Annotated in this window: 25 protein-coding genes; 10 read left to right on the forward strand and 15 right to left on the reverse strand. The window is 69.2% G+C overall.

All coding sequences use genetic code 11. From position 1 onward, the window contains the following. Positions 1 to 79 precede the first annotated feature (79 nt). From EV685_RS19935 to EV685_RS19955, 5 genes are all read left to right on the forward strand, one after another. On the forward strand, positions 80 to 577 hold the full coding sequence (locus tag EV685_RS19935; RefSeq protein ID WP_130483824.1) for a VOC family protein: 498 nt from the start codon (positions 80 to 82) through the stop codon (positions 575 to 577). A gap of 116 nt (positions 578 to 693) precedes the next feature. Beyond that, the gene (locus tag EV685_RS19940; RefSeq protein WP_130483825.1) at positions 694 to 1,422 is read left to right on the forward strand and encodes a Crp/Fnr family transcriptional regulator; all 729 of its coding nucleotides are present in this window, start codon (positions 694 to 696) and stop codon (positions 1,420 to 1,422) included. Positions 1,423 to 1,482: 60 nt separating this feature from the next. Then, the gene (locus EV685_RS19945; RefSeq protein WP_130483826.1) at positions 1,483 to 2,610 is read left to right on the forward strand and encodes a metallophosphoesterase family protein; all 1,128 of its coding nucleotides are present in this window, start codon (positions 1,483 to 1,485) and stop codon (positions 2,608 to 2,610) included. After that, positions 2,607 to 5,303 carry an AAA family ATPase gene (locus EV685_RS19950; RefSeq protein WP_130483827.1) on the forward strand — a complete coding sequence of 899 codons (2,697 nt, stop codon included), beginning with the start codon at positions 2,607 to 2,609 and terminating at the stop codon, positions 5,301 to 5,303. Before EV685_RS19945 ends, EV685_RS19950 begins: the two co-directional genes overlap by 4 nt. Positions 5,304 to 5,633: 330 nt before the next feature. After that, positions 5,634 to 6,656 carry a GGDEF domain-containing protein gene (locus tag EV685_RS19955; RefSeq protein ID WP_130483828.1) on the forward strand — a complete coding sequence of 341 codons (1,023 nt, stop codon included), beginning with the start codon at positions 5,634 to 5,636 and terminating at the stop codon, positions 6,654 to 6,656. A 37-nt stretch (positions 6,657 to 6,693) separates the two neighbouring features. On the opposite strand, the gene EV685_RS19960 is transcribed toward EV685_RS19955, so the two are convergent. After that, positions 6,694 to 7,926, reverse strand: a complete 1,233-nt coding sequence (locus EV685_RS19960; protein ID WP_130483829.1) for an FAD-binding domain-containing protein — start codon at positions 7,924 to 7,926, stop codon at positions 6,694 to 6,696. Positions 7,927 to 7,985: 59 nt separating this feature from the next. Between EV685_RS19960 and EV685_RS19965 the strand changes: the two genes are divergently transcribed. From EV685_RS19965 to EV685_RS19985, 5 genes are all read left to right on the forward strand, one after another. Then, positions 7,986 to 9,077: a metal-dependent hydrolase gene (locus EV685_RS19965; RefSeq protein ID WP_130483830.1), complete on the forward strand. Its 1,092-nt coding sequence runs from the start codon at positions 7,986 to 7,988 to the stop codon at positions 9,075 to 9,077. A 303-nt stretch (positions 9,078 to 9,380) separates the two neighbouring features. Next, entirely contained in the window at positions 9,381 to 10,259 is an 879-nt protein-coding gene (locus EV685_RS19970; protein ID WP_130483831.1) for an EpsD family peptidyl-prolyl cis-trans isomerase, read from the forward strand. Between the two features lie 79 nt (positions 10,260 to 10,338). Beyond that, entirely contained in the window at positions 10,339 to 11,241 is a 903-nt protein-coding gene (epsE, locus tag EV685_RS19975) for a polysaccharide export protein EpsE (RefSeq protein WP_242615697.1), read from the forward strand. A 25-nt stretch (positions 11,242 to 11,266) separates the two neighbouring features. After that, positions 11,267 to 12,697, forward strand: a complete 1,431-nt coding sequence (gene epsF, locus EV685_RS19980) for a chain length determinant protein EpsF (RefSeq protein ID WP_130483832.1) — start codon at positions 11,267 to 11,269, stop codon at positions 12,695 to 12,697. Positions 12,698 to 12,785: 88 nt separating this feature from the next. Beyond that, positions 12,786 to 13,715 (forward strand): polysaccharide biosynthesis tyrosine autokinase, encoded by a 930-nt coding sequence (locus EV685_RS19985; protein ID WP_130483833.1) that lies wholly within the window; start codon positions 12,786 to 12,788, stop codon positions 13,713 to 13,715. Positions 13,716 to 13,785: 70 nt separating this feature from the next. Here EV685_RS19985 and EV685_RS19990 read toward each other — a convergent pair whose 3' ends face one another. The 14 genes from EV685_RS19990 to EV685_RS20055 form a co-directional block, all read right to left on the reverse strand. Next, entirely contained in the window at positions 13,786 to 13,977 is a 192-nt protein-coding gene (locus EV685_RS19990; protein WP_130483834.1) for a 2-hydroxymuconate tautomerase, read from the reverse strand. Positions 13,978 to 14,003: 26 nt separating this feature from the next. Then, on the reverse strand, positions 14,004 to 15,050 hold the full coding sequence (gene dmpG, locus EV685_RS19995; RefSeq protein ID WP_130483835.1) for a 4-hydroxy-2-oxovalerate aldolase: 1,047 nt from the start codon (positions 15,048 to 15,050) through the stop codon (positions 14,004 to 14,006). A 48-nt stretch (positions 15,051 to 15,098) separates the two neighbouring features. Beyond that, on the reverse strand, positions 15,099 to 16,022 hold the full coding sequence (locus EV685_RS20000) for an acetaldehyde dehydrogenase (acetylating) (RefSeq protein ID WP_130483836.1): 924 nt from the start codon (positions 16,020 to 16,022) through the stop codon (positions 15,099 to 15,101). 151 nt (positions 16,023 to 16,173) lie between these two features. Beyond that, a complete protein-coding gene (locus tag EV685_RS20005; protein WP_130483837.1) occupies positions 16,174 to 17,040 on the reverse strand; it encodes an alpha/beta fold hydrolase in 867 nt (288 codons plus the stop codon). Positions 17,041 to 17,069: 29 nt separating this feature from the next. After that, positions 17,070 to 17,858, reverse strand: a complete 789-nt coding sequence (dmpH, locus tag EV685_RS20010; protein WP_130483838.1) for a 2-oxo-3-hexenedioate decarboxylase — start codon at positions 17,856 to 17,858, stop codon at positions 17,070 to 17,072. Positions 17,859 to 17,869: 11 nt separating this feature from the next. Further along, complete coding sequence (gene dmpE, locus EV685_RS20015; RefSeq protein WP_130483839.1) at positions 17,870 to 18,652, reverse strand: 2-oxopent-4-enoate hydratase; 783 nt, start codon at positions 18,650 to 18,652, stop codon at positions 17,870 to 17,872. Between the two features lie 67 nt (positions 18,653 to 18,719). Continuing rightward, complete coding sequence (locus EV685_RS20020) at positions 18,720 to 20,174, reverse strand: 2-hydroxymuconic semialdehyde dehydrogenase (protein ID WP_130483840.1); 1,455 nt, start codon at positions 20,172 to 20,174, stop codon at positions 18,720 to 18,722. A gap of 114 nt (positions 20,175 to 20,288) precedes the next feature. Beyond that, complete coding sequence (locus EV685_RS20025; protein ID WP_130483841.1) at positions 20,289 to 21,233, reverse strand: catechol 2,3-dioxygenase; 945 nt, start codon at positions 21,231 to 21,233, stop codon at positions 20,289 to 20,291. Between the two features lies 1 nt (position 21,234). After that, positions 21,235 to 21,606, reverse strand: a complete 372-nt coding sequence (locus EV685_RS20030) for a 2Fe-2S iron-sulfur cluster binding domain-containing protein (protein ID WP_130483842.1) — start codon at positions 21,604 to 21,606, stop codon at positions 21,235 to 21,237. 13 nt (positions 21,607 to 21,619) lie between these two features. Beyond that, a complete protein-coding gene (locus EV685_RS20035; RefSeq protein ID WP_130483843.1) occupies positions 21,620 to 22,690 on the reverse strand; it encodes an NADH:ubiquinone reductase (Na(+)-transporting) subunit F in 1,071 nt (356 codons plus the stop codon). A gap of 22 nt (positions 22,691 to 22,712) precedes the next feature. Further along, positions 22,713 to 23,069: a phenol hydroxylase subunit P4 gene (locus tag EV685_RS20040; protein WP_130483844.1), complete on the reverse strand. Its 357-nt coding sequence runs from the start codon at positions 23,067 to 23,069 to the stop codon at positions 22,713 to 22,715. Further along, positions 23,066 to 24,649, reverse strand: coding sequence for an aromatic/alkene/methane monooxygenase hydroxylase/oxygenase subunit alpha (locus EV685_RS20045; RefSeq protein ID WP_130483845.1), 1,584 nt, complete (start codon positions 24,647 to 24,649; stop codon positions 23,066 to 23,068). Before EV685_RS20045 ends, EV685_RS20040 begins: the two co-directional genes overlap by 4 nt. A gap of 52 nt (positions 24,650 to 24,701) precedes the next feature. Beyond that, the gene (locus tag EV685_RS20050) at positions 24,702 to 24,971 is read right to left on the reverse strand and encodes an MmoB/DmpM family protein (protein ID WP_130483846.1); all 270 of its coding nucleotides are present in this window, start codon (positions 24,969 to 24,971) and stop codon (positions 24,702 to 24,704) included. 43 nt (positions 24,972 to 25,014) lie between these two features. Continuing rightward, complete coding sequence (locus EV685_RS20055) at positions 25,015 to 26,010, reverse strand: aromatic/alkene monooxygenase hydroxylase subunit beta (protein WP_130483847.1); 996 nt, start codon at positions 26,008 to 26,010, stop codon at positions 25,015 to 25,017. Positions 26,011 to 26,027: the final 17 nt, after the last annotated feature.

Genomic DNA, 26,027 nt, shown 5'->3' on the forward strand with positions numbered 1-26,027 from the left:
GTCCAGGCCCCGCGCCAGAGCCACTGGCGCGTGGAGCGACCGCCCACGTCACGCACCGAACCTGTCCAGGAGCCAGCCCATGTCCGACCTCTCCACCATCCCCGCCAACACCCTCTGCCTCTGGTACGACGGCACCGCGCTCGACGCCGCGCGCTTCTATGCCGAGACCTTTCCCGACAGCGCCGTCGGCGAGATCCTGCGGGCGCCGGCGGACTACCCGTCGGGCAAGGAAGGCGACGTGCTGACCGTGCGATTCACCGTGCTCGGCATCCCCTGCCTGGGCATGAACGGCGGGCCGGGCGTGCCGCATTCGATGGCGTTCTCCTTCCAGGTCGCCACCGATGACCAGGCCGAGACCGATCGGCTCTGGCGCGCCATCGTCGACCACGGCGGCGAGGAAAGCGCCTGCGGCTGGTGCAAGGACCGCTATGGCTTGTCGTGGCAGATCACGCCGCGCGCCCTTTCCGAGGCCTTGATGGACCCGGACCGCGACGCCGCCAAACGTGCCTTCGAGGCCATGATGGGCATGGTGAAGATCGACATCGCGGCGATCGAGGCGGCGCGGGCAGGCGGTTGACGGTGCCGTTGGCGGGCTGAATCGCGAGGGGCGGCCGACATCAGTCGCTGCGGATATATTGGCCGGCCGACGACCGCTGCCAGCCTTTCCCGCCCGCCTCTGCCCGCTTCTGCCCCATGTCCGTCATCCCCATCTACCGCCAGGATCACCGCCATCCGCAAGCCCAGGCCTGTGCCAGCTGCGAGGTGCGCAGCGAGGCGCTGTTCGGGGCGCTGGACGAGGCCGGGCTGGACGGCATCCACATGCACATCGCCAGCCTGGACTTGGCGGCCGACCAGGTGCTCTACGGACGCGGCGTGCCGGGGCAGGCGGTCTACACCATCCGGGCCGGACTGGTGCGCTTCGAGCGTCACACCGAACGGGGCGATCGCCGCATCGTGCGGCTGGCCGGCCGGGGTGACCTGATCGGGCAGGAGGCGCTGCTGCAGCGGCCCTATGCCGACGAGGCCATCGCCTGTACCCCCGTGCAGCTCTGCCGCATCCCGCACACCCTGATCGAGGACCTGGCGCGCGGACCGGGCACGCTGCCGCGCGAGCTGATGCTGCGCTGGCAGGCCGCGCTGGACGCGGCCGAGACGTGGGTCACCGAACTGTCGACCGGCCCGGCCCGGCGGCGCCTGCTGCGCCTGTTGCTGCGGCTGGCCGACAACGCCGACGCACAGGGCGTGATCTGGCTGCCGCGCCGCGAGGAGATCGGCGCGATGCTGGACATGACCTTCGAGACCGCCAGCCGGCTGGTCAGCGCGATGCGGCGCGAGGGCGTGCTCGAACTGGGGCCGGCCCGCAGCGCTAGGCTCGATCCGGCGGCCTTGCAGCGCGCGCTGCGCGCCGAGGACGTGGCCTGAACGTCCTGAACGTCTTGAACGTCCTGCCCGGCTCGATCCCTCCGACCCCCCCCTGCGCCGATGCCCTGTTTTCTTCACACCGCCGATTGGCAGATCGGCCGGCTCTACGCCAGCCTGCCCCCCGAGAACGCCGTGCCGCTGGCCGATGCGCGTATCGCCTGCGTCGAACGGCTGGCCGCGCTGGCCGCCGAGCAGGCGGTCGATGCGGTGCTGGTCGCCGGTGATGTGTTTGACGCCCAGAACGTCTCCGATCGCACCGTGCGCCGGCTCTTCAACGCCATGGCGCGCTGGACGGGGCCGTGGGTGCTGATCCCCGGCAACCACGATGCCGCGCTGGCCGAGAGCGTCTGGACCCGCGCCCGGCGGCTTGGCGTCGTGCCCGACCATGTCCACCTCTGCCTGACGCCCGAGCCGCTGCTGCTGCCCGACATCGGCCTGGCGCTCTTGCCCGCGCCGCTGACGCAGCGCCACACCCACAGCGACCTGACGGCCTGGTTCGATGCGGCCGAAACCCCCGCCGGCCTGCTGCGCATCGGCCTGGCCCACGGCAGCGTGCAGGGCTTGCTGGCCGAGGAGATCGACTCGGCCAACCCGATCGCGCCGGACCGTGCCGAGCGTGCCCGGCTGGACTACCTCGCGCTGGGCGACTGGCATGGCTGCAAGCGCATCGACGCGCGCACCTGGTATGCGGGCACGCCCGAGCCCGATCGCCACAAGGACAACGGCTCGGGCCAGGCGCTGCGGGTCGACATCGCCGCGCCGGGCGCCGAACCGCAGGTGCGGGCGCTGGCCACGGGCCGCCACCGCTGGCGTGCGATCGAGGCGACGCTGGCGGTGCCCAGCGACCTGGACGGCCTGCTGGCGCAGCTCGATGCGCTAGCCGCCGACGATGTCGTCGACCTGCGCGTGAGCGGCGCACTGGACCTCGCCGCCCATGGCCGTCTGCGCGAGGCGCTGGCACGGGCCGAGGCCTGTTGCCGTCATCTGGGCCTGGACCTCGCCGCGCTGCGCCTGAGCCCGACCGACGAGGACATCGCCGCGCTGAAGGCCGACGGCTACCTGGGCGAGCTGATCGTGGCGCTGCGCGAGCGCCAGTCGCGCGAGGACGACCCGGCCGCTGCCCGCATCGCCGCCGATGCGCTGGCGCTCTTGAGCGCCGAGCTGCAGGACCTGGGGTCCGCGTCATGACCTTGCTGCTCACACGCCTGAAGGTCGAACAGGTCCGCAAGTTCCGCCAGCCCTTCGAGCTGACCGGCCTGCAGCCCGGCCTGAACCTGTTCAGCGGCGACAACGAGGCCGGCAAGAGCACGCTGGTGCGGGCCATCCGCGCGGCCTTCTTCGAGCGTCACGGCACCAACGTCGTCGAGGACCTGCGCCCCTGGGGCGATGCCGGCGCGACGCCGCAGGTCGAGATCGACTTCCGGCTCGATGGCGAGGACGGCCAGCTGTTCAAGCGCTTCCTGGGCAAGAAGCGCTGCCAGTTGCGCCTGGGCAGCCGCACGCTCGAAGGCACCGAGGCCGAGGACCTGCTCGCCGAGCGTCTGGGCTATGCCTATGCCGCCAAGGGCGCCAGCAAGACCGAACACTGGGGCATCCCCGGCCTGCTGTGGATCGAACAGGGCAGCGGCCAGGACATCCACGACGCCGCCGGCCATGCCCGCGAGCACCTGCACGGCGCCTTGCAGCGCGGCGGGGGCGGGCAGGGCGCCGATGCCGTTGGCGCGCTCGCGGCGAGTGCCGGCGACGGCCTTCTGGCGCGCCTGCTGGAGCGTCGCGGCGAGCTGCTGACGGGCACCGGCAAGCCGCGCGCGGCGCTGGCCGAGGCGATCGAGCGCGTGGTGTCGCTCGACGAGCAGCGCCGCGAACTCGACCAGCGCATCGACACCTACCGCCGCCAGGTCGACCTGCTCGATGCGCTGCGCCGCGCCCACGCGGCCGACGAGCGCGAGCGGCCTTGGCAGGCGCTGGAGCGCGATCTCGTGCAAGCACGCGGGAAGCTCGCCGCGCTGCAGGACAGCCAGCGCCAGCTGACCCAGGACCAGCAGCGCCATGCCGGCCTGCAGGCCCAGGTCGGCCTGCTGCAGCAGCAGATCCAGGCGGCGCAGCAGCAGGCCGATGGCTTGCAGCGCCGCGAGGTCGAACAGGCCCGCACCCAGTCGGCACGAGAGACTGCCGATGCCGCTGCGCAGCAGGCCCGCGAGCGACTGGAAGCGGCCCAGGCCCTCGCCGCCCAGGCGGCGGCCCTGAGCGCTCGCTGGCGTGCCCAGGCCAGCCGCGCCGAGCAGCTGCGCCAGCAACGCGAGCTGCAGGCCGCGCAGTCGACCCGGCAGGTCGCCCTGACCCAGGCCGAGGCAGCGGCCGCGACCCTGGCCAGGTTGCGGGCCCAGGCCGGTGCGCGGGCGCTGTCGGACGAGGTGGTGAAGACCTTGCGCCAGCTCGATGCCCGACGGCGCGAGCTGGCGACCCGCCGTGACGCCGCCGCGACCCGGCTGGCGCTGGACCTGCTGCCGGGCGTCACGCTGACCTTGCAAGCCGATGGCGTCGCCGACCAGGCCCTGAGCGGCACCAGCCGCCAGGTGCTGGTCCGGCCGACGACGCTGGACATCCCCGGCTTCGGCCGCCTGACCATCAGCCCGGGCGGGCAGGACCTCGATGAGCTGGCCCGCCAGCTGGCCGACACCGACGGCCGCTGGCAGGCGGCGCTGGCCCAGGCGGGCGTGGCCGACCTGTCCGGCGCTGAACAGCGGCTGGCCCAGCATGCCGACCTGCTGCGCCAGATCGGTCTGGCCGAACAGGCGCTGGCGCTGCAGGCGCCGCAGGGCATCGACGCGCTGCGGCAGGCGCAGGCCGAAGGGGCGGCGCGGCTGGCGCAGGTCGAGGCCGCGCGGGCCCTGATCGGCGACATGGCCGAGCCGGACCCCAGCGTCGACCCGATCGTGGCGCTGGCCCAGGCCGAGTCCGACCAGAAAGCCGCCGACGCCGCCGTGCAGCGGGCCCAGCAGGCCAGCACCACGGCCGGTCAGCAACTGGCCGCAGCCACCACCGCCGAGGTCCAGGCCCGCCACGAACGGGACGCGCTGGCGGCATTGCTGGCCGACCCGGAGCGCCAGGCGCAGGCGGCGAAGGCGGCGCATCAGCTGCTGGAGGCCAGCGCCGAACGCGATGCGCTGGCCTTGCGCATCGAGCAGACCGCGCAGGCGCTGGCGCAGGCCCGTCCGGCCATCGTCGAACAGGACGTGCAGCGTCTGGGCGCCAGCGTCACCCAGCAGACCCGCGCCCACCAGCAGCGCCGCGAGCAGATCCTGGTGCTGGAGACCCAGCTGGCCGAGGCCGGCGCGCAAGGGCTGGACGAACAACTCGCACACGTCGACGGCGAACAGGTCCGGGCGATCGCCCGGCGCGACCAGCTGCAGCGTCGGGCCGACGCGCTGGCGCTGCTCTGCCGCGAGCTGGCCGAACGCCGCGCGGCCACGCTGGCGCAGCTGCAAGGTCCGCTGACACGGCATCTGCAGCACCACCTTGCGCTGCTGTTCCCGCAGGCCACGCTGAGCGTGGACGCCCGCCTCGCGCCGGGCGAGCTGACACGGGCGGATGCCCACGGCCGAACGGAGACCGGCGCCATCGACGCGCTGAGCTTCGGCGCGCGCGAGCAGCTGGGCCTGATCGCCCGCTGCGCCTATGCCGACCTGCTGCTCGAAGCCGGCCGGCCGACCCTGCTGATCCTCGACGACGCGCTGGTGCACAGCGACGCGCAACGGCTGGCGCAGATGAAGCGTGTGCTCTACGACGTGGCGCAGCGCCACCAGGTCCTGCTCTTCACCTGCCACCCCGAAGACTGGCGCGATCTCGGGGTGCAGGCCCGGCCGATCCACCCCGCCTGAACCCGCGCTGCGCCGGTTTCAGGCCGGCAACGGCAGGGCGGATCGGCGATTTGCCCTGAAATGAAAACGGTTGCACTGGAGATTAATTTTTGTCAATTCCGGCGCGTGATTTGATCAATATCGGGAAATCCGGTTTCACTTCAGCGTTTTCTCACCTCGATATCAGGATTTACTGAGGGGGCTCTGGCAAGCTATCGTGTTGGACTTGAGTCCAACACTGTCGAGCAGGAGCCGGAATTGTCCAAGCTGGAGCGCGCACTGTTTGGTGCGGCCCGATTTCAGGAGAGCGAAGAGTATCGGGAGTTCCAGTATCGGTTCCTGATCTTGGTGATGCTCGCCAGCCTGTTCTTCGCCAGCCTGTTCATGCTCTCGGCCCTGTCCGGGATGCATCCACTGCCGACCGGTCATGTCTGGGTGCTGGGTGGCTTCCTGGTCAGCACCGGCGGCTTGCTGCTGGTGCTGCGGGGGCGCAGTCGGCTGTATGCCGAGGTCACCATCGCGTTTTTCACCGCGTCGATCGCGATGTTCACGTCGGCGCTCCTGCAGGTCCCCGAGAACGAGTTGCGGGTGCTCTGGTTCTATACCTCGATTCCCAGCGCCTATATCTTGATGGGGACCCGTTTCGGGCTGCTGGCGACCGCCAGCCTGGTGGTCGGATTTGCCGTGATCAACCCGTGGCTGGCGGTTCCGTATTCACGCCATGCGGTGGTCTCGGGCCTCGTCGTGATGGTCTTCCTGGGCTTCTTCTTCCATGTCCACGTCGACCGCTCGCTGGCCTATTTCCAGCGCATGCGCGATTCGAACGAACGCCTGCGCGAGCTGAGCCAGCATGACGTGCTGACCGGCGTGCTGAACGCGCGGGCCTACTACGAGCAGGCCGACCGCCTGATCCTGGCCTCGCGCCGGGTTGGCCAGCCGTGTTCGGTGCTGTTCATCGACCTCGACCACTTCAAGTGGATCAACGACAGCCACGGCCACGCCACCGGCGACGTGGTGCTGCGCTCGGTGGCCGAACGCATGCTGGCAACCATGCGCCGCAGTGACCTGATCGGCCGCATCGGCGGCGAGGAGTTCTCGGTCCTCATGCCCCACACCGATGTGGCGCAGGCGCTGGTCCTGGCCGAGAAGCTGCGCGCCGCCGTCGAGGCGCTGATGCCGACGGTTTCCGGCCGCCCGCTGCGCATCACCACCAGCATCGGCGTGGCCAGCAGCCACGAGGGCGACGCCGGCATCTTCGACGTCCAGCAACGCGCCGACCGGGCGATGTACCAGGCCAAGGCGCAGGGCCGCAACCGCGTCACCGTCTTCGACGCCCTCCAGGTCTGGGCCCAGGCACCCGCGCCGTCGGCCTGAGCGCCGCCCGCATCCGGGACGGCGGTCTCATCACCGATCAATACCGCCCATCTTCATCGGCCCGATCCGCATGGGCCAGCAAGGTCGCGACGCTGGCGAGGCCGGCGGTGCTGCGGTTCCACCATTGCGAGAAGGACTCGCAGCAGGGGTCGACCGGCGGGAAGAGGGCGGGCGCCGGGCGGCCGGTGGCCCAGTTGGACAGCCAGGGTTCGAGGTGCGGTTCGGCGATGCAGCGCACCCGCTTGGCGGCCGACAGGGCCTTGCCGATGGCGGCGGCGTCGCCGTGCCAGCGCAGCGGGGTGAGCGCGGCCATGCGGGTGGCGACGAAGTCCCAGCGGCGGGCGTTCCAGGGGCGCCGGCGGTGGAAGTCGGCCAGCCAGAGGCCGATCACGATGGTCTGCGGCGGCAGGTCGTCGGGCAGTTCGCCCAGGCTCCAGGGGTGCACCAGCCAGACCTCGCGGCCGCGCACATCGGCCGCCGCCGGGGCCTTGCAGACATGGTCGGCCGGCGGCGTGGCCGACAGCGTTGGCTCGATCACGCCGGGGCGATCGGCCTCGGGCGGGTCGACCGGCTCGGGGTTTTTCGCCAGCGCCTCCAGGGCCTCGTAGCCGGCGTCGATCACGCTGCCGGGGCTGTGCCAGTCGGGCGGGGCGTGGCGCGCGACGTTCTCGGCATTGAACAGGTAAGGCTTCTGGCTGCCGGTGCCGGCCACCCATTGCCAGCTCAGGTGGTTGCTGGCCAGGTCACCGTCCAGCAGGTGACCGTAGAGCCAGTCGGCGGCCACGCACCAGTGGATCTTGCGCACATGCACCGCATAACTCGCCAGCCACATGCGGGCGTGGTTGTGCAGCGTGCCGCTGGCGTAGAGCGTGTGCACGGCCTGGTCGATCGCCGCAACGCCGGTGCGGCCCTCGCGCAGGTCGGCCGGGACCTCGCGCCGGTAGGCCGACTCGGGCAGCGGCCCCTCATGCAGCGACGCGAAGATGGCGTCGCCCCGGTGGGCCCAGACATGGTGGAAGTAGGCCCGCCAGCCCAGCTCGAAAACGAACTTGTCGCCGACCTTCATCGGGTGCCGGGCGGCGGCCCCGCGCAGCACCTCGGCGAGGCTGACGAGGCCGTGGGTCAGGTAGGGCGACAGGCCGGTGACGGCGCCGTCGAGGTGGTTGCGGCTGCGGGCGTATTCGGACGGCCGGATGGCGACGATGCGGCGGTGCGCGGCGTCGCGGGTGGGCACCAGCGGTGGCAGGGCGAGGGGCGTGCGGTTGGTCATGCGCTCAGGATAAGGGCCCCGCCCGGCGAGGCTGGCGCGCGGCGGGCATGCTTGCGGCCATGGACACCCTCACCCACGCCATCTCCGGCGCGCTGCTGGCGCGCCTGTTGCACGCCAGGACGCCCACCAGCGGCGCCCAGGTCACTGCCTCGAACGCCAGCCCACCGCTGTGGACCCAGGTGCTGACCGGCACCGTCGCCGCCGCTTTCCCGGACATCGACAGCTTCACCCAGTTCGGCGGCGATGTGCTCTACCTGACCCAGCACCGCGGCTACACCCACGCGCTGGCGCTGGTGCCGCTGTGGGGCTGGCTGGTCGCCTGGCTGATCGCCGTCGGCCTGAGGGGCCGGGCGAGCTGGCGTTCGCTCTACCTGAGCGCCTGCGGCGGCATCGCGCTGCACATCGCTGGCGACTGGATCACGCCCTTTGGCACGCTGCTGGGCCTGCCCTTCACCGACACCCGCTACGGCCTGGGCGTGATGTTCATCATCGACCTGAGCTTCACCGGCCTCTTGCTGGCCGGCTGCGCGCTGGCGGCCATATGGCCTACCCGGCGCTGGCCGGCCGCGCTGGGCCTGCTGGCGACCTGCGGCTGGGTCGTGCTGGCCTGGGTCGGTCAACAGGAGGCATTGGCGATCGGCCAGCAGCGCGCCGCCGCGCTGGGCTGGCGCGATGCCCAGGTGGTCGCCATGCCCCGGCCGGCCTCGCCCTTCAACTGGACGGTGGCCGTGTCCGATGGCAGCCGCTACGAGCTGGCCGACCTCAACACCCGGCGACGCGAGCCGCTGCAGGCCGGCCCCGACGCCCACTTCATCACCCGGTTCTCCGCGCCCTACCTGCCGGCCGGGCAGGCGACCTGGCGCCAGGCCAGCCGCTGGGGCGATCCGGGCGCAGCCAACGCCGCCGAGGTGGCCGCGATCGCGCGTGCCGCCTGGGAGCACCCGTCGTTCGCCTTCTACCGCTGGTTCGCCGAGGTGCCTCACCTGGTCGACGCCGGTGTGCGGGCCGACGGCCGCTGCGCCACCTTTGGCGACCTGCGCTTTGGCTTTCCGGGCCGCGAGGAGGCCCCGTTCCGCTACGAGATCTGCCTGCGCGAGGACGGATCGGCCAGTCGCTACAAGCGCGACGGCGCGTCGCGCACCCCGATCTGAAAGAGCCCGCACCCGTGTTCCGGGGGGCTGGCTCAGGCACCGAGCCCGCGCGTGTGCCTTGGCCGTGGAGTTTTGACGGGCTGGGGCGGCTAGCTGATCGCCCCAGCAGTTCAGGGAGGGGTTATCCCGGTTCCCGCCGGTAATATCCGGTCGCCTGGGTTCTTAACCGGATGTTCATGCAGACCCGGTCGACACAGGCAAGCACGCACGGCAGAGTCCGCTCGACCCGGCCGTCCATCATTGATCGAACCCGTGCGCCGGCCTTCCGTGGCCGCCATGCGGGTCCGGGGAGTCCGCTTCAACATGTCCAACCGCATCCGTCTTGCCGCCCGCGGCGCCACCGTCGTGTCCCTGATCGCCGCCGCAGCCCTGCTCGCGGCCTGCGGAGGCGGTGACAAGAAGGGCGCCACGCAGGTGGCGGCCAAGGTCAACAAGGAAGAGATTTCGGTCCACCAGATCAACTTCGTGCTGCAGCGCCAGCCCGGCCTGAGCGCCGAGCAGGCGCAAGGCGCCGGCAAGCGCGTGCTGGAAGGCCTGATCGACCAGGAACTGGCGATCCAGGAAGCGGGCGAACAAAAGCTCGACCGCGATCCGAACGTCGTCATGGCCATCGAGGCCGCCAAGCGCGAGATCGTTGCCCGCGCCTATGCCGACAAGCTCGCCGGCACCGTCTCCAAGCCCAGCGACGAGGACATCGGCGCTTACTACAAGAGCAAGCCGGCGCTGTTCGAGCAGCGCCGCGTCTACACGATGCAGGAATTCAGCATCGAGGCGCCGGGTGACGCTGCCAAGCTGGTCGAGCCGATCGCCAAGGCGGCCCGCAACGCCGACGAGCTGAGCAACCAGCTCAAGGCCGCCGGCATCAAGTTCGCGATCCGCAGCATCAGCCAGCCGGCCGAGAACCTGCCGCTGAACCTGGTCGACCAGATCGGCGCGATGAGCGAAGGACAGCACCTGACCCTGCCGTCGCCGGCTGGCGTCAGCGTGATGTTCCTGACCTCGGCCAAGCCGCAGCCGGTCTCGCTGCAGCAGGCCAAGCCCGCCATCGAGCAGTTCCTGCTCAACGAGCGCAAGCGCAAGCTGCTGACCGACGAGATGAAGCGCCTGCGCGAGAAGTCCAAGATCAGCTACGAAGGCCAGTTCGCCGCAGCCTCGACGCCTGCCGCCTCTGCCGCGCAATGATCCTGAGCGCTCGCCTGAGCGGGACCGGCCGCGCCGGTCCCCATCACCGATCCACCGTCACCGAAGCCGCCCACCCCGCATGATCGACACCACCACCGCCGCACGCCTCCCGATCGACCTGGCCCATGCGCCATCCCTGCACGGACGGCGAACGGCGCGGCAGGGGCTGGTCCTGCTGGCGCTGCTGATGGTGATGTCGGTGCTGGCCGGGCTGTTGCCTGCGACCGCACGGGCCCAGGCCGCCAGCGCGGCGCGCCAGGACTACATCATCGGTGCCGGTGACGTGCTGCGCATCAACGTCTACCAGAGCGCCGACCTGACGCTTGAAGCCCGCGTGTCCGAGAGCGGCACCATCAGCTACCCGCTGCTGGGCACGCTGACGCTGGGTGGCCTGAGCGTCGCCCAGGCCGAGACCACCATCGCCGACGGTCTGCGCCGCGGCCAGTTCCTGCGCCAACCCCAGGTCAGCATCCTGCTGGTCCAGGTGCGTGGCAACCAGGCCGCCGTGCTGGGCATGGTCAACCGCCCTGGCCGCTACCCGATCGAGGTCGCCGGCCTGCGCCTGTCCGAGCTGCTGGCGACCGCCGGCGGCATCGCCGTGGGTGGCAGCGACACGGTGGTCCACACCGGTGTGCGCGACGGCAAGGTCGTGCGGTCGATCGTCGACATCGGCCGCCTGCTCACCAGCGGCAGCACCGAGCAGGACATCGTCGTGCGCAACGGCGACACCCTCTACGTCGAGCGCATGCCCATGGTCTTCATCTACGGCGAGGTGCAGCGTCCTGGCAGCTTCCGCCTCGAACGTGGCATGACCGTCATGCAGGCGCTGGCCTCCGGCGGTGGCGTGACACAACGCGGCACCGTCAAGGGCCTCAAGGTCAGCCGCCGCACGGCCGATGGCAAGACCCAGGAGATCGAGCCCGCCCTGACCGACACCCTGCGCGAGGGCGACGTGATCTTCGTCCGCGAAAGCCTGTTCTGATCGACGCACCCGAGGACCGCCTGCCATGACCTTCTCCCAATTTCTGTCGATCCTGAAAGCCCGCTGGGTCGCCGCGCTGATGGTGCTGGTGCTCACCGTCGGCACGACGGTTGGCGTCAGCCTCGTGCTGCCCAAGAACTACACCGCCAGCGCCGCTGTCGTGCTCGACGTGCGCTCGCCCGACCCGATCGCCGGCATGGTGCTTGGCGCCATGGCGATGCCGGCCTACATGGCCACCCAGGTCGACATCATCCAGAGCGACCGGGTTGCCCAGCGCGTGGTCCAGGGCCTGCGCCTGACCGAAAACGCCCAGACCCGTGCCGAATGGCTGGAGGCCACCGGCGGCCAGGGCAACTTCGAGGCATGGGTCGCCGAGCTGCTCAAGAAGAAGCTCGACGTGAAGCCCTCGCGCGAGAGCAACGTCGTCAACGTCAGCTACACCAGCCCCGATCCGCGCTTCGCCGCCGCGCTGGCCAATGCCTTCGTCAAGGCCTACATGGACGTCAGCATCGGCCTGCGCGTCTCGCCGGCCAAGCAGTACAACGAGTTCTTCGACGCCCGCGCCAAGGAACTGCGCGAGGCGCTGGAGCAGTCCCAGGCCAAGCTGACCGCCTACCAGAAGACCAGCGGCATCCTCGCCACCGACGAGCGCTTCGACATCGAGACCCAGCGCCTGAACGAGCTCAGCTCGCAGCTGGTTGCCCTGCAGGCCCTGTCGGCCGAATCCGGCAGCCGCACCGCCCAGGCCCGCGGCAGCCAGGCCGACCAGCTCCAGGACGTCCTCGGCAATCCGGTCGTCGCCGGCCTGCGCGCCGACCTGTCGCGCCAGGAAGCGCGCCTGCAGGAACTCAATGCCCGCCTGGGCGATGCCCACCCGCAGGTCGTCGAGCTGCGCGCCAACATCGCCGAGCTGAGCACCCGACTGCAGACCGAGAGCAACCGCGTCAGCGGCAGCGTGGGCGTGACCAACACCATCAACAAGCAGCGCGAGAGCGAGATCCGCGCCTCGCTGGACGCCCAGCGCGCCAAGGTGCTGGCGCTCAAGCAGCAGCGTGACGAGGCCTCCGTACTGATGAAGGAAGTCGAGACCGCCCAGCGTGCCTACGACCAGGTCGTCGCCCGGGCCAGTCAGACCAGCCTGGAGAGCCAGAACACCCAGACCAACATCTCGGTGCTGACGCCCGCGACCGAGCCGGCCGACCACTCCTCGCCCAAGCTGCTGCTCAACACCTTGCTGAGCGTCTTCCTGGGCACCTTGCTGGCGGTGGGTTTCGCGCTGGTGCGCGAGCTGATGGACCGCCGCGTGCGCAGCCCGCAGGACTTGGTCGAGGCCCTGGGCCTGCCGGTGCTGGGGGCCCTGCCCAAGCCGATGCGTGGCGGCTATGCCGGCAAGATCGGCAACACGCTGATGCTGCCGTCGAACATGATGGGTCGCCTGCCGCGACCGGGTGCGTGATGGCCGCCCGCCGCCTGACCTCACCCGCATCCCGACCTGTATCCCGAACCGCGACCCTCACCCGTCGTCCCGACCGGAGCCGTACCCGATGAGCAACGCCGCCCGACAGCCCCAAGCCTTCCACCGCGGCCCGCAGCTGGTGCACAACGCCAACGCCACCGAGGACGTGCATTCCCGCTTCGAGGAAGAGCGCAGCATCGGCGACATCATTCGCCAGACCAAGAACCTCAGCGAGGACCAGGTCAACGCCATCCTCGAACACCAGCGCACGAACGGCGTGCGTTTCGGCGAGGCGGCGGTGGCGCTCGGCCTGGCCAGCGATTCGGACGTCGTCTTCGCGCTCAGCCAGCAGTTCCACTACCCCTTCACGCCCGAAGAGCGCCGCGCCACCCACGCCGAACTCGTGACGGCCGCGCAGCCCTTCAGCCACCAGTCCGAAGCCTTCCGCGCCATCCGCAGCCAGCTGATGATGCGGGTCTTCAACCCGGCCGAGCCCAAGCGCGCCCTGGCCGTCATCAGCCCGGATGCGGGCGACGGCAAGACCTTCTTCGTCGCCAACCTCGGCGTCACGCTGGCCCAGCTCGGCGGACGCACCTTGGTCGTTGACGCCGACCTGCGCGGCCCGCGCCTGCACCAGGTCTTCGGCGTGCCCAACAACAGCGGCCTGAGCGGCATCCTCAGCGGCCGGCAGGAAGACAACGTCATCTACCAGGCGCCGGACATCCCCAGCCTCTACGTGATGCCGGTGGGCGTGACCCCGCCCAACCCGCTCGAACTGCTCGAACGCCCGGCCTTCCGCCTGCTGATGAACGAGCTGCTGCGCAAGTTCGACCATGTCGTGGTCGACACGCCTGCAGCGGTCTACGGCAGCGACGCCCCGGTCATCGCCAGCAAGTGCGGCGCCGCGCTGGTCCTGGCCCGCAAGGACCGCACCCGCCTAAACCACCTGCAAGACCTCACCGCCACGGTCGGCGCCAGCACGGCGAAGCTGGCGGGGGTGATCGTCAACGAGTTCTGAGCGGCGTGCGGGTCGCGTGGCTCATCGAATGAGCCACCGATGCGTCATCGATCAAGACGTGCGGTGAGCATCACCGCCCCAGATCCTTCGCGCTCACCCCGGCGATGCCCCAGTTCTGCTTGGGCACGTCCTGGATCCAGACGCGGATGGTTTCCTTGGGCGCGCCGACGGCCTCGTGCAGGGCTGCGGTGACTTTCTCGATCACGGCGCGCTTCTGGTCTTCGGTGCGGCCTTCGAGCATGTAGATCTGGGCGAATGGCATGGGGCTTCCTTCGTTGTCGTGGGAGGTCAAGCGGCCGACTTGAGCAGACCGCGTTCGCGGGCCATGGTCATGGCGGTGTCCTCGATCATGTCTTCCTGACCGCCGACCATCTTGCGGCGGCCGAGTTCGACCAGGATGTCGCGCGAGGGCACGCCGTACTTCTGCGCGGCACGCTTGGCGAACAGCAGGAAGCTGCCGTAGACGCCGGCATAGCCCAGCGTCAGGGCGTCGCGGTCGATGCGGATGGGGAAGTCCATGATCGGCACGACCAGATCCTCGGCGACGTCCTGGATCTTCCAGACGTCCACGCCGGTGTCGATGCCCATGCGGTCACAGACGGCCACCAGCACCTCCATCGGCGTGTTGCCGGCCCCCGCGCCCAGGCCGGCAGCGGCGGCGTCGATGCGGTTGGCGCCGACCTCGATCGCCGCGATCGAGTTGGCGATGCCCATGGCCAGGTTGTGGTGGCCGTGGAAGCCAAGTTCGGTCTCGGGCTTCAGGGCTTCGCGCACGGCACCGAGCCGGCTCTTGACGTCCTCGGGCAGCAGGTAGCCGGCCGAGTCGGTCACGTAGATGCAGTTGGCGCCGTAGCTCTCCATCAGCCTGGCCTGCTTGACGAGGCCTTCGGGGCTGTTCATGTGGGCCATCATCAGGAAGCCGACGGTGTCCATGTCGAGCTGGCGGGCGGCCGTGATGTGCTGCTCGGCCACGTCGCCCTCGGTGCAGTGCGTGGCCACACGGATGGTGCGCACACCCAGGCCGTGGGCCATCTTCAGGTGGTCGACCGTGCCGATGCCCGGGATCAGCAAGGCCGACACCCGGGCCTGCTTGAGCAGCGGGATGACGGCGCCGAGGTAGTCCTCGTCGCTGTGGGCCGGGAAGCCGTAGTTGACCGAGCTGCCACCCAGGCCGTCGCCGTGGGTGACCTCGATCAGCGGCACGCCCGCAGCGTCCAGGCCGCAGGCGATGCCCTTCATCTGGTCCAGCGTCATCTGGTGGCGCTTCGGGTGCATGCCGTCGCGCAGGGTCATGTCATGAACGGTGATGCGACGGCCGTCGAGTGAACTCTTCATGGTGGGTGTTCCGTGTCCGTGTCTGGGGTGTTGCGGGTCCGGCGGTGTTCAGGCCGTGACGGCTTCGAGCACCAGCTTGCCGCTGAGCATCTGCTCGGCAAACATCTCGGCGGTGCGCGCGGCAGCGGCGGTCATGATGTCGAGGTTGCCGGCGTACTTGGGCAGGTAGTCGCCCAGGCCTTCGACCTCCAGGAAGACGCTGACCCGCCGGCCGTCGAACACCGGCCCGTTGACGAGGCGGTAGCCGGGCACGTACTTCTGCACCTCCTTCAGCATCGCGTGGATGCTGGCCGTGATGGCGGCCTGATCGGGCTCGTCTTCGGTCAGGCAGTGCACGGTGTCGCGCATGATCAGCGGCGGCTCGGCCGGGTTGATGACGATGATGGCCTTGCCCTTCTTCGCTCCCCCGACGCGTTCGACCGCGCCGGCCGTCGTGCGGGTGAACTCGTCGATGTTCTTGCGCGTGCCCGGGCCGACCGAGCGGCTGGAGACGGTGGCGACGATCTCGCCGTAGGCAACGGCTTGAACGCGGCTCACGGCCGCCACCATCGGGATGGTCGCCTGTCCCCCGCACGTCACCATGTTGACGTTCCATTCGCCCCGGCCCACATGCTCGGCCAGGTTGACCGGCGGCACGCAGTAAGGCCCGATCGCCGCCGGTGTCAGGTCGATCATCAGGGCGCCCTGGGCGTTGACCTTGCGCGAGTTCTCGGCGTGCACATAGGCGCTGGTGGCGTCGAAGACGATCTGCACGCCGTCGGCCTTCATGTGCGGCACCAGGCCGTCGACGCCGTCGGCGGTGGTTTTGATGCCCATCGCGCGGGCACGCTGCAGGCCGTCCGACGCCGGGTCGATGCCGACCATCCAGACGGGTTCCAGCACCGCGCTGCGCTGCAGCTTGGCGAGCAGGTCGGTGCCGATGTTGCCGGGACCGATCAGGGCGCAGCGGATCTTCTTTCGGGTCGTGTTCATGGGCTTTCCAAGGGAGCGTGGGGTTCGGGTGATCGGGTGATCACGTGACCGGGTGAACGGGTGAACGGGTATGGGCGGCCATGCGCGGGCATGGGCTGGCGTGGGCTGGCGTGCGCTGGTGTGCGCTGGTGTGCGCTGGTGATTGCGAGGTTCAGCCGCCCGTGGCCTCTGCCGCATCGCCTTCGCGCAGGAAGTCGCCGACCAGGCGCACGAAGCGCTGTGCGTGTTCGATCTGCGTCCAGTGGCCGCAGTGGCCGAAGACGTGCAGCTGGCTGTTGGGGATCCAGTCGGCCAGCGTCAGCGAGTTCTGCAGCGGGATCACGCGGTCCTCGCGGCCGTGGATCACCAGCGTCTCGTGCGGCAGGACGCGGATGTCGGCTTCGGCGCTCGCCATCGCGTCAACCCAGCGCTGGCGCGGGGCCGGGAACATGGCCGCGTAGGACTCATGGAAGCCCGGCCGAATGCTGGCGCGCCAGCGCAGCTCGGCCAGCTCATCGGTCACCAGTGCGCGGCTGTGCGCAAAGATGTCGAGCAGGCCCTTCATCGCGGCCAGCGAGGGCTGGTAGCCCCAGACCGCGTCCAGACCCGGCGTGATCGGGAAGGGCACGCCGACGCTGCCCATCAGCACCAGCCGGCGCACACGCTGCGGTGCGCGGATGGCCAGAGCCAGCGACAGCGCGCCGCCGAAGGAGTTGCCCACCACGTCGGCGCGCTCGATGTCCAGCGCATCCAGCACATCCAGGGCTTGCTGCACCCAGCGGTCCATCGTGTAGACCCAGCCTTCGGGTCGGTCGCTGTGGCCGAAGCCGACCATGTCGGGCGCGACGACGCGGCGCTCGCGCGCCAGCTCGGGCATGGCCAGGCGCCAGTTGGCCCAGGCGCTGACGCCGGGACCGGAGCCGTGCACCATCAGCACCGGCACGCCGTCGCGCCGGCCGAGGTCGTGCACGTTGCTGTCGAAGCTGCCGGTGCGCAGGCGCTGGCCGATCTCGGGTTGGGACGGGATGCTCGTGTTCATCGGGGTTCTCTCGTGTCGGGTGGACGCGATCAGACGAAGCGCATCGAGACGCTGCCCAGGTCCTGGAAGCGCACCAGCACGTTGTCGCCGGCCTCGACCGCGATCGCCTCGGTAACACCGCCGGTCATGATGAAGCTGCCGGCCGGGATCTCCTGACCGCGCTGGCCCAGGTGGTTGGCCATCATGGCGACCGCAGCGGCGGGGTGGCCGAGCACGGCCGCGCCTGCGGCCATCGAGACGATGCGGCCGTTCTTCTCCAGCACCACACCGAGCGTGCGCAGGTCCAGGTCCTCGACCGCGCGCGAGCGTCCGCCGATGACGAAGCGCGCCGCCGAGGTGTTGTCGGCGATGACGCTCTTGAGGTCGAACTTGAAGTCGCGGTAGCGGCTGTCGATCACCTCGACGGCCGGCAGCACGAAGTCGATCGCCGCCATCACCGAGCCGACGTGGCAACCGGGCCCGCGCAGCGGGGCCTTGGTGACGATGCAGATCTCGGCCTCGACCTTGGGGTGGATCAGCTCGTCCATGCGGATCTCGCCGCCATCAGGCCTGGCCATGTCATCGCTGACGAAGCCGAAGCAGGGCGTGTCCACGCCCATCTGCTTCATCTTCGCGAACGAGGTCAGGCCCGCCTTCAGGCCGACCACACGGCGCCCCCGCGCCTCCTTGCGGCGCCGGATCTCGTCCTGGATGTCATAGGCATCGGCCCAGTCCATCTGCGGGTAGTCGTCGGTGATCTTGGTGACGTCGCGGACCTCCAGCTGGGCCGATTCCAGATGCGCCGCCAGGGCTTCGATGTCGTGTCGATTCAGTGCCATGTCGTGTGTCCTCAAATGAATCGAACAGAGGTGTTGCCCAGGCCGCCAACACTGGCATGCAGGCTGTCACCGGCCTTGACCGGCACCAGTGGCGATTGCGAACCCGAGAGGATCACGTCACCGGCTTTCAGCGAGATGCCCAGCGCGCCCAGCGTGTTGGCCAGCCAGGCGACCGCGTTGACGGGCGAGCCCTGCACGGCCGCGCCGCAGGAGGTGCTGACGATCTCGCCGTTCTTCTCCAGCACCATGCCGGCCAGGGCCAGATCGAGCTGGCGCGGGCTGCGGCGCGTGCCGCCGAGCGTGAAGACGCCGCAGCTGGCGTTGTCGGCGACGGTGTCCTGAATCTTGATCTTCCAGTCGCGGATGCGCGAGTCGACGATCTCGAAGCAGGGCATGACGCAGTCGGTGGCGCGCAGCACGTCGGCGGCCGTCACGCCCGGGCCGGTCAGGTCACGGGCGAGGATGAAGGCGACCTCGGCCTCGGCCTTGGGCGCGATCATCTTGGCGGTGTCGATGGGCTCGCCTTCGTTGAAGACCATGCCCGAGAGCAACTGGCCAAAGTCGGGCTGGTTGACGCCCAGCATGTCCATCACGACCTGACTGGTCACGCCGATCTTCTTGCCGATGACGCTCTCGCCGGCCGCGAGTCGACGCTCGATCATGCGCAGCTGGATGCGGTAGGCGTCGTCGATGGTGATGCCGGGCACGCGGTTGGTGAGCGGCTCGACCGGCACGCGGCTGAGCAGCGATTCATAGAGCTCGTCGCCGTGGGCGAGGATGGATTCGGGTGTCATGGGCAGGTCCGGTGATGGGCTGTCGTCGGGGTGTCGATCGTCGTTCGAACGCCGCTGCGCGTCGTTCTCACAGCTTGATCATCACGTTGCGAAGTTCGGTATAGAACTCCAGCGAATGCACGCCGCCTTCGCGGCCGATGCCCGAGGCCTTGGCACCGCCGAAGGCCGTGCGCAGGTCGCGCAGGAACCAGCTGTTGATCCAGCACAGGCCGACCTCGATGGCCGCTGCCATGCGGTGCGCCGTGCCCAGGTCCTGGGTCCAGACGGTGGTGGCCAGGCCGTAGTCGGTCGCGTTGGCCAGCGCGATGGCTTCGGCCTCGGTGTCGAAGGGGGCGATGTGGCAACAGGGGCCGAAGATCTCCTCGCGGATCACGCGGGCGCTCTCGGGCAGGCCGGTCCAGATGGTCGGCTGGACCCAGTGGCCGTCGGCCAGCGCGGCCGGCATGGCTGGGGCGCCACCCCCGGTCACGACGGTTGCACCTTCGGCGACGGCCAGCGCGTAGTAGTCCATGACCTTGCGCTTGTGTTCGGCCGAGATCAACGGGCCCAGGCCGACACCGGGTTGGTCGGGCGGGCCGATCACCAGCGCCTCGGCCTTGGCCTTCAAGGCCTGCACGAAGGTGTCGAAGATGGGTCGCTGCACATAGACACGCTCGGTGCCCAGGCAGACCTGGCCGCAGTTTTCGAAGGCGCTGCGGGTGATGCCGGCCACAGCCTTGTCGATGTCGGCATCGGCGAACACGATGCCGGCGTTCTTGCCGCCCAGCTCGAAGGACACCGGCCGCACGCCCTTGGCAGCCGCGGCCATGATGGCCTCGCCCGTGCGGGTCTCGCCGGTGAAGGTGATGCCGTCGACGTCCGGGTGACGGGTCAGGAACTCACCGGCCGAACCGGGCCCGAAACCGTGCAGCACCTGGTAGACGCCCTTGGGGATGCCGACCGTGTTCATGACCTCGGCCAGCAGCGTCGCGGTGGCGGGGGTCTCTTCGGAAGGCTTGACGATCACGGCGTTGCCGCAGGCCAGCGCCGGGCCGACCTTCCAGGTCATCAGCAGCAGCGGCAGGTTCCAGGGGCAGACCACCGCCACGACGCCCAGCGGCGTGCGCAGCGCGTAGCTGACGGCGGTTCCGCCGTCTGGAGTGGTCATCGTGAAGCTCTCGGTCGGCACGTTCTTGACGATGTCGGCAAAGACCTTGAAGTTGGCCGCCCCGCGCGGGATGTCGATGTGCGAGGCCAGGCTGTGCGGCTTGCCGGTGTCGGCCAGCTCGGCGGCCAGGAACTCGTCGAAGCGGCGGTTGATCTCGTCGGCCACCGCATGCAGCAGCTCGGTGCGGCGCACCACACTCAGCCGGCCCCATTCGCCCTTCATCGCGGCATGGGCGGCGGCGACGGCCGCATCGACCTCGGCCATGCCGGCTTCATGGACCTGACCGATCACGCGGTTGTCGACCGGCGTGCGCTTGTCGAAGGTCTTGCCGGTGGCGACGAACTCGCCGTTGATGAAGTTGAGGAACTGTTTCATGGTCGTGCGTCGGGACTGCTGGACGTGGTGTGGAGCGCGAGAGGTCGCTCGGGTGGAAGACCGGCAAGCCCGTGTTGATCGGGCTTCCCGGCCTTCCGTCCGCTCAGGGCGTGGTCAGGTGTAGACGTCCGTGAAGGACGGCACCGCCGCACCCGTGTGATAGAAGATGCCGGACCACAGCTGGTCTTCGGTCCAGGTCGTGACCGGGCGGTCACGCTGGGCCAGGTAGCCCAGGCCGGCGAAGGTCTCGTTGCGGTTGCCGCTCGGGTCGAAGAAGTAGATGGTCTCGCCGCGCGTGATGCCGTGGCGGGTCGGTGCCACGTCGATGCGGGTCTTGTTCTTGGCCATCACGTCTGCAGCCTTCAGCACGTCGTGCCACGAGTCCAGGAAGTAGGCGATGTGATGCAGGCCGCTGCGGGCGCCGCCGACGAAGGCGATGTCGTGCGGCGTGGTGGTGCGCGACATCCAGGTGGCGGCCTGGATCGAGCCGCCCGGGCCGACCACGACCTGCTCAGTGAGGAAGAAGTCCAGCGCCTCGGTCATGAAGCGGGTGTTGTCGGCGACGGTGTTGATGCCCTCGGCGGGGTTCATCTCGCACATCAGCAGCAGGTGGTCCAGCCAGTGCGCGCCAGCGCCCTTGAGGTCATCGGGCCACGGGTCCGGGTTGGTGGTGCCCACGCTGGTGCCGACGTATTCCTTCATCGCGTAGAGACGGAACTCGTGGCCGCTGGGCAGGTTGAACTGCAGCATGCGGCCGGTCGATGGCAGCGTGCCCTCGGGCAGCATCGTGGTCTTGACGCCCCAGGCCTCGACCTTGGCCTGCAGGGTGTCGAGGTCGGCGTCCTTCTCGACCTTGTAGGCGACATGGTTCAGGCCGGCCTGGTCCGACGGCGTCAGGATCAGCGAGAACTTGTCCCACTCGTCCCAACACTTCAGGTAGACGTTGCCGGCCTTGTCCTGCATCGTCGTCTTCAGGCCCAGCACGTTCTCGTAGTGCTTGACGGCCGCGGCCATGTCCATCACCTTCAGGCTCGCGTGCCCGATGCGCATCACACCCATGTCAGTCTCCTCTTTCGGTGGTTGCGGGGTTGACCGAACTGGCATACCCCTTGGAAAACGGTTTCTCGAACTTGCCGATCACCTGCAGGCGAACGGCGCTGGTGGGGGCGACCCGGCAGGCCAGCGTGCAGCCCTGGGCCGATTCCTCGGCGCTGACGTGGGCCCGGCTGACCGGCCCGAGCGACTGCACCTCGCCCTCGACGATGCGGACCTTGCAGACGCCGCAGCCGCCGTTGACGCAGCCCACCGGGATGCCCTTGCGGCCCAGCCGCAACATGCCCTGCAGCAGGCTCTCGGTGGTGGCGCAGGGGTAGTGTTCGCCGGTCTGCTCGACCAGCACGGTGACCTTGGGGCGGGTGTCGAAGAGGCTCATCGTGTGAGCCTCCTCAGACCCGCTTGAACAGCGGGCTGCGCGGGCCTTGCGCATCCGCCGCCGAGAGGAACTTCTCGGTGTGGATGTCGCGTTCGTAGAGCCGGCCCTGCATCAGCGCGGCCAGGCAGGCTTCGATCATGGGCGGTGGCCCGCACAGGTAGGCCTGCTGGCCGGCGTAACCCTGCGGGTAGAGCGTCGCGGCGGCCTCGTGCACGAAGCCGCGTGCGCCGCTCCAGGTCGAGCCTTCCGGCTCGGCCGACAGGGTCGGCAGGTAGCGGAAGTTGGCGTGCTGCGCAGCCAGTGCGCGGAACTCGTCGTCGCCATACAGCTCTTCGCGGCAACGCTGGCCGTAGACCAGCGTGATCGGCAGCGTGCAGCCACCGGCCAGCAGGTCCAGGATCATCGAGCGCGGGCTAGACAGCCCCGAGCCGCCGGCCATGAACAGCAGGGGCTGGGCGATGGACTTGCGCACGAAGAAGCGGCCATAGGGACCGGCCAGGCGCAGGCGGTCGCCGACCTTCAGTTGATCGTGCAGCCAGCCGGTGCCGACGCCGCCGGGCACGCGCCGCACATGCAGCTCGATGTGGCCGCTGCGTTCGACCTCGTGCGGCGCGTTGGCGATCGAGAAGGCACGGGACTGGCCGAGCCCCGGGATCTCCAGCTGTACGTACTGGCCGGCCTGGAAGTGCAGACCCGTGACCGAGCGGTCCAGCGCCAGGTGCATGCCCTTGATGGTCGGCGTCAGGTCGACGATGCGCTCGACCGTGACGGCGAAGTCGCGCACCGGGATGACCTCGGCATCGGGCTCCTCGTCGACGTCGGCCTCGATCACCACGTCCTCGCAGGCGGTTGCGCAGCAGGCCAGGGTCTGGCCGTCCTCGCGCTCGAAGTCCATCAGTGCGAACGGGTTGGCGGCACCATGGTCGACGCTGCCGGCGCAGACGCGGACCTTGCAGGTGCCGCACAGGCCGTGTCCGCAGGCATGCGGGATGTGGATGCCTTGCCGCAGGGCCGCGTCCAGCAGGGTCTGGCCTTCGGCCAGATCGATGGTGGCACCCAGCGGATCGATCGTGAGTTGAAACATCGTTCGACCTTCAGGTCCGCGCTCAGCTGCTCGACCCCGCCAGCCCGTCCAGGCCCGGCGTGCGGAAGCGGATCGCGTCCTTGTGGCGCAGGCCGTTGTCGGCAAGCGACTTGGTCGGGTCCGGCGACCAGGGCTGGTTGCCCTTGAGCCATTGCACGGTCGACCAGTCGATCTTGGCGAAGTCCGGGTGCTCGCCGTAGATGCCCGGCAGCACGGCCTGCGACAGCGCGCCGAAGGGCATGTCCGGTGGCAAGGGCAGACAGAAGGGCGCCGGGTACATCAGGTGGCGGTCCCAGGCGATGAAGAGCAGGGGCGCGGGAAAGTTCTCGCGCACGTCCTTCATCGGGAAGTCGTACGGTCCGATCGCGACGACGCTCATTTCGTGTCTCCTTGCGTGCTGGCGCTGGCACTCGTGCCGTCACCTTCACCGCGCCAGGCGGCGAAGTTCTTCTGGTCTTCCGAGCCGTGGAAGTCGAAGTTGTCGCGGCCGATCTCCATCTCGTAGTACTGCAGCACGGCGATCAGCGGGTCGAAGCCTTCGGCCGTCGGGTCGGTGCCCGGCTTGAAGCAATGGCCCTGGTAGATCTGCTGCACCGGCAGCCAGCTCTGCACGTACTTCTCGGGCTCGTCCTCGAAGATGTGCTGGCAGTGGTCCGAGCAGAAGTGGTACTTGTTGCCGAGGTAGTCGCTGTCGCGGTAGCAGATCTCGGTCGGGTCACCCATCTCGGTGAACAGCATCGGGATCTGGCAGGTGGTGCACAGCATCGGCAGCGTCTTGATGTAGAAGCGCTTGCCCTCGGCCTGCTGCTGGCGGTGGTGTTCCCAGCGCGGGCGGTAGTACCTGTCGAAGGTGTCGGGGTACTTGGACGAGAGCCAGTCGAGTTCCTCGTCGCTCGGCACCCAGGTGTGGAATGGCGCGGCGGCGTTGAAGCCGAAAAAGGTGCTCCAGGCCTGGTGGCTGATGTGGTCCTTGCCCTCGCAAGCCTGCTTCCAGCCGGCGGGCTCGCGGATGCCGTAGCGGGCCAGGTCCTTGAACAGCGCGCCGCCGTTCTGCTCGGCGTACATCTCCCAGGCTTCCTTCCAGCTCATCACACGCTTGGGCAGCATGTAGTCCTGCATCATGGCGACCAGGGTCAGCAGGCGATAGCCGCGCCAGAACCACTTGTCGATCCACTTCTGCACGATCGGCACATTGGCCGGATCCTGTTCGAGCATGAACTTGATGCACTCGATGCCCAACGTCATGTGGCGCGACTCGTCGGACTGCGCGCTGAAGCCGAAGGTCACCGTGCTCATGTCGCCGTTGTGCGCCGCGCCGCTCATGAACGGCACGAACAGCAGGTTGGTCAGCACGTACTCGAAGGAGAAGCTGACAGCGGTCAGGAACTCGAACGGCCCACCGGTGCAGGCATCTTCGAAGAAGGACTTGGGCACCGACAGATACCAGACCCGGTCGAACCAGTGGTTCGAATGGTGCATGCCGTTGAAATACTTGTTGTAGTGCGAGATCGCATGGGTCTCGGTCTGGTAGTGGCGCAGCTCGTCGATCGACTGCATCTGCGCAGCCACGCGCGCACCTTCGCCGGTGAACTGGCGGCCGACATGGGCAAAGCCGCGGTGCGCGTAGTACTCCAGCGGCGTCACGCCCTGGATGAAGAGCTTGAGCGCGTTGATGTAGCGCGCGTCCGTCACGCCCAGCTCGCCGTGGTTCTGGGCAAACGCCTCGATCACCGCGTAGAGCTTCTTCTCCTTCTCGCCCTGGTACTTCCAGTAGGCGTCCATCGTCAGGCGGAAGGGGTCCTCCCACTTGTCCCAGTCGTGGATCTTGATGCCCTCGTAGTGGTCGTAGGGGAAGACCTTTTCCATCGGCTGGTAGGTGGTCTCCCAGCCCAGGCCTCGGGTCATGGCGGCGTACCGCTCCTTCAGGCCCAGCTTCTTCTTGGTGACGCGGGTGTCCATGCTTGTCTCCTCGTGGTCGTTGGTTGCGACGTGTTCGATGTGTCTTCGCGGCTCAGTGCTTCCAGCTCAAGGTGAGCTGGTCGTCGTCCTCGTCGATGTGGCCGGACAGGGTGACGAGGTTGATGTGCAGCGCCTGCAGGTCATAGGGCCGGCCGGTCTGGTCCTCGATCGTGGCGCGGCGGATCGTCAGGCGATCGGGGGCGTCGACCTTGACCAGCCCGGTCGGGTGGGTGACGACGGCGTTGGGGTTGTCGGCGACGATGGCGTCGATCACCGGACGCGATTCCTCGTTGGCCTGGAAGGCGATGAAGACGTTCGACATGGGGCGTGTCCTTGCGATGGGGCTGAGGGGCGTCTGGGGTGGCTCAGGCGGTGAGTCCGAGCTTGGCGATGCGGGCGTCGAGCGCCTGCCGGACCTCGGCCAGCGCATTCGCGCCGTGCTCGCCCAGGGCCAGGTCGGCGACCGGAGCGAGCGCGGCTTGTGCGCGGTCGGCCCAGGCCGTGGCCCAGCCGGCCAGCGTGGCGCGGTTGGCGGTGGACTCGGCTGCGGCGGTCCGGATGACGGCGTCGATCCAGCGCGAGGACTCGGCCTGCCACTCGGTCATGAAGCTGGTCAGCATGGCAACCGCCGTGCCGCCCTGCATCGCCAGGTGGTCGTCGACGTAGTGGCTGTAGACCAGCGGGTAGAGCAGGCCGTCGATGGCCAGGTTCTGGGCCACGAACAGCTCGAAGGGGTCGGCGACCACGAAGCTGTCCTCGACCAGCTGGCGCAGCGGCTGCCAGCGCGGCTCGCTCAGCCAGGCAGCCTTGCCGGCGTCCAGCACCTCGGGCTCGCCCAGCGCCAGGCCGAGCTTGGTCAGGTACTGCGCCACGCCCAGGTTGTCCATCGCATGGAACATGGCCGGTGCGGTGAAGGCGGTGCCGTAGCCATAGGCGCAGACCGAGGCGTTGTTCATGTTGGCGCCCCAGGCCACATGGCGCAGTGGCAGCAACACCGCCAGCGCGTGGCTCTTCTGCACGTCGCTCATGCGTGCGGCCAGTCCGCGTGATTCGACGAACTGCGCGGCCGACTCCATCGCGTCCTGCTGGCGGGCGCGGGTCATCGTCCAGGTGGCGTAATAGAACTGGCGCGGGTCCTTCAGCACGTACCAGTCGGCCAGGACGATGGCGCTGCGGCTGGCGTCGAACAGCTCGTGCGTCGGGTCCCAGGTCGGGCGGTAGTGGAAGTTCACCATCGGCTGGGCGCCGAAGGTGGCCTCCTGGTAGCGCGTTGCCGCCTTGTCGCCACCGATGTAGCGGGCGACGTGTTCATAGGTCTGGCGCAGCGGGGTGATCTCGCGTGCCTGCAGGTCGATGTTCATCGGTCTTGTCTCCTGTG

This window comes from Sphaerotilus mobilis (assembly GCF_004216565.1).
GTDB classification, from domain to species: domain Bacteria; phylum Pseudomonadota; class Gammaproteobacteria; order Burkholderiales; family Burkholderiaceae_C; genus Sphaerotilus; species Sphaerotilus mobilis.

What these genes read in the sequence shown, in the direction of transcription:
- EV685_RS19935 (WP_130483824.1), top strand. Translation starts at nt 80, where the DNA reads ATGTCCGACCTCTCCACCATCCCCGCCAACACCCTCTGCCTCTGGTAC.
- EV685_RS19940 (WP_130483825.1), top strand. Translation starts at nt 694, where the DNA reads ATGTCCGTCATCCCCATCTACCGCCAGGATCACCGCCATCCGCAAGCC.
- EV685_RS19945 (WP_130483826.1), top strand. Translation starts at nt 1,483, where the DNA reads ATGCCCTGTTTTCTTCACACCGCCGATTGGCAGATCGGCCGGCTCTAC.
- EV685_RS19950 (WP_130483827.1), top strand. Translation starts at nt 2,607, where the DNA reads ATGACCTTGCTGCTCACACGCCTGAAGGTCGAACAGGTCCGCAAGTTC.
- EV685_RS19955 (WP_130483828.1), top strand. Translation starts at nt 5,634, where the DNA reads ATGCTCGCCAGCCTGTTCTTCGCCAGCCTGTTCATGCTCTCGGCCCTG.
- EV685_RS19960 (WP_130483829.1), bottom strand. Translation starts at nt 7,926, where the DNA reads ATGACCAACCGCACGCCCCTCGCCCTGCCACCGCTGGTGCCCACCCGC.
- EV685_RS19965 (WP_130483830.1), top strand. Translation starts at nt 7,986, where the DNA reads ATGGACACCCTCACCCACGCCATCTCCGGCGCGCTGCTGGCGCGCCTG.
- EV685_RS19970 (WP_130483831.1), top strand. Translation starts at nt 9,381, where the DNA reads ATGTCCAACCGCATCCGTCTTGCCGCCCGCGGCGCCACCGTCGTGTCC.
- epsE (WP_242615697.1), top strand. Translation starts at nt 10,339, where the DNA reads ATGATCGACACCACCACCGCCGCACGCCTCCCGATCGACCTGGCCCAT.
- epsF (WP_130483832.1), top strand. Translation starts at nt 11,267, where the DNA reads ATGACCTTCTCCCAATTTCTGTCGATCCTGAAAGCCCGCTGGGTCGCC.
- EV685_RS19985 (WP_130483833.1), top strand. Translation starts at nt 12,786, where the DNA reads ATGAGCAACGCCGCCCGACAGCCCCAAGCCTTCCACCGCGGCCCGCAG.
- EV685_RS19990 (WP_130483834.1), bottom strand. Translation starts at nt 13,977, where the DNA reads ATGCCATTCGCCCAGATCTACATGCTCGAAGGCCGCACCGAAGACCAG.
- dmpG (WP_130483835.1), bottom strand. Translation starts at nt 15,050, where the DNA reads ATGAAGAGTTCACTCGACGGCCGTCGCATCACCGTTCATGACATGACC.
- EV685_RS20000 (WP_130483836.1), bottom strand. Translation starts at nt 16,022, where the DNA reads ATGAACACGACCCGAAAGAAGATCCGCTGCGCCCTGATCGGTCCCGGC.
- EV685_RS20005 (WP_130483837.1), bottom strand. Translation starts at nt 17,040, where the DNA reads ATGAACACGAGCATCCCGTCCCAACCCGAGATCGGCCAGCGCCTGCGC.
- dmpH (WP_130483838.1), bottom strand. Translation starts at nt 17,858, where the DNA reads ATGGCACTGAATCGACACGACATCGAAGCCCTGGCGGCGCATCTGGAA.
- dmpE (WP_130483839.1), bottom strand. Translation starts at nt 18,652, where the DNA reads ATGACACCCGAATCCATCCTCGCCCACGGCGACGAGCTCTATGAATCG.
- EV685_RS20020 (WP_130483840.1), bottom strand. Translation starts at nt 20,174, where the DNA reads ATGAAACAGTTCCTCAACTTCATCAACGGCGAGTTCGTCGCCACCGGC.
- EV685_RS20025 (WP_130483841.1), bottom strand. Translation starts at nt 21,233, where the DNA reads ATGGGTGTGATGCGCATCGGGCACGCGAGCCTGAAGGTGATGGACATG.
- EV685_RS20030 (WP_130483842.1), bottom strand. Translation starts at nt 21,606, where the DNA reads ATGAGCCTCTTCGACACCCGCCCCAAGGTCACCGTGCTGGTCGAGCAG.
- EV685_RS20035 (WP_130483843.1), bottom strand. Translation starts at nt 22,690, where the DNA reads ATGTTTCAACTCACGATCGATCCGCTGGGTGCCACCATCGATCTGGCC.
- EV685_RS20040 (WP_130483844.1), bottom strand. Translation starts at nt 23,069, where the DNA reads ATGAGCGTCGTCGCGATCGGACCGTACGACTTCCCGATGAAGGACGTG.
- EV685_RS20045 (WP_130483845.1), bottom strand. Translation starts at nt 24,649, where the DNA reads ATGGACACCCGCGTCACCAAGAAGAAGCTGGGCCTGAAGGAGCGGTAC.
- EV685_RS20050 (WP_130483846.1), bottom strand. Translation starts at nt 24,971, where the DNA reads ATGTCGAACGTCTTCATCGCCTTCCAGGCCAACGAGGAATCGCGTCCG.
- EV685_RS20055 (WP_130483847.1), bottom strand. Translation starts at nt 26,010, where the DNA reads ATGAACATCGACCTGCAGGCACGCGAGATCACCCCGCTGCGCCAGACC.